Below are 1,370 nucleotides of genomic sequence, written 5' to 3' on the forward strand. Positions count from 1 at the left end.
GCGCGATCGAGCCCTTCCACCGGGCCCTCCTGATCAACAACCTCATCAACATCCTCGCCGTCCGGGGCGAGCCGTTCGACGAGGAACTGGCCGCCCTCCGGGCCGCGACGGCGACACTCGACGGGGCCATGGCCTCCGATCTCGTCGACGAATGCCTGGGCTGGATGGCCCTGACCAGCGGCGATCCCGCGGAGGCCCACCGCATCTGGCGCCACGGGGCTGATAACCATCACTCACCGGCCCCTGCCTACCTCCGCCTGGCCGGCCGCGCGGCCATCCTGGCCCGCGACGCGACGAGCGCCCAGCAGGCCCTCGACGACCTCGACGCCACCGGCCTTCACAGCCTGATCGTGGAGGTCACTCGGACGTTGCTCCGGGCCGGGCTGGCCGGGCTCGAGGGGCGCCGGGCCGAGGCGTTGGGGCTGTACCGGGAGGCCAACGCGGTCTGGCGGACGCTCGATCTGCCCTGGGAGGCCGCACGTATGGCCGTCGAGATGCTGACGGTCCTGGGACCGGAAGATCGTGAAGCACGCGCCGCCGCGGCCGAGGCCCGGACGACCCTGGCGAAGCTCGGGGCGCGACCGATCCTGGCCCAGCTCGAGGCGCTCCTCGCTCCGTCGGCCGGGGAGCCACCCAGCGCGGCTGCACCGGCGACGGTCCTTCCAGCCGAGGTCGCCAGGCCGCTCGGCGAAGGCTAGGCGGTCCAGGCCAGGGCGAGCCGGGCTGCTCCACCGACCCGCGAAAGCGGAAGGAGTGCCCGCAGGGACTCCTATTCGTTGACTGGGATCGGGCCCTCGGCCGGGAGCTCCAGGAGGACACGGCCGTCCGCGATGGTCACCGGATACATCGCCAGGGGCATCTCGGCGGGCGGGTCGAGGGCCTCGCCGCTGAAGAGGTCGAAGCGGGAGAGGTGGAGGGCGCAGGTCAGCGAGTCGCCGGTCAGGAAGCCCTTGTCGAGCTCGAAGTACTCGTGGCTGCAGATGCCCTGGTAGGCCCGGATCGCCCCCTCGAGGTTGACCAGGAGGATGTCGGTGCCGTCGACCTGGACCATGAGCATCGTGCCGGGGGCGACGTCGTCCTCGGCCGCCACGTCCACCTGGCGCACGGAGGCGACCGTCTCCGCCTTGGCTTCTGCTCCCGTCGCCGCTCCCCGGTGCCCGCCCACTTCGCTCAGGCCGCGGCATCGCGGGTGGTCGTCGGCCTGCCCTGCGCCCCCGAAGCCTGGCCTCCCCGTTCCGACCACTTGCGGTCGAGCCGGGCCCGCAACCGATCCTGGGCGTCGGCCATCGGGATGCGGGCCACGACCGGCTCGAGGAAACCGAGGACCACGGCCTTGCGGGCCACGTCCGGGGGGATGCCGCGGGTCATGA

At 72.6% G+C, this 1,370-nt stretch carries 1 protein-coding gene; it reads right to left on the minus strand.

Features of this window, described 5'->3' with window-relative positions; genetic code table 11:
- Positions 1-769: 769 nt before the first annotated feature.
- The gene (locus tag EPN29_14335) at positions 770-1,243 is read right to left on the minus strand and encodes a hypothetical protein (GenBank protein TAN30132.1); all 474 of its coding nucleotides are present in this window, start codon (positions 1,241-1,243) and stop codon (positions 770-772) included.
- Positions 1,244-1,370 lie beyond the last annotated feature (127 nt).

This window comes from bacterium, assembly GCA_004299235.1.
Lineage (GTDB): Bacteria > Chloroflexota > Dormibacteria > Dormibacterales > Dormibacteraceae > SCQL01.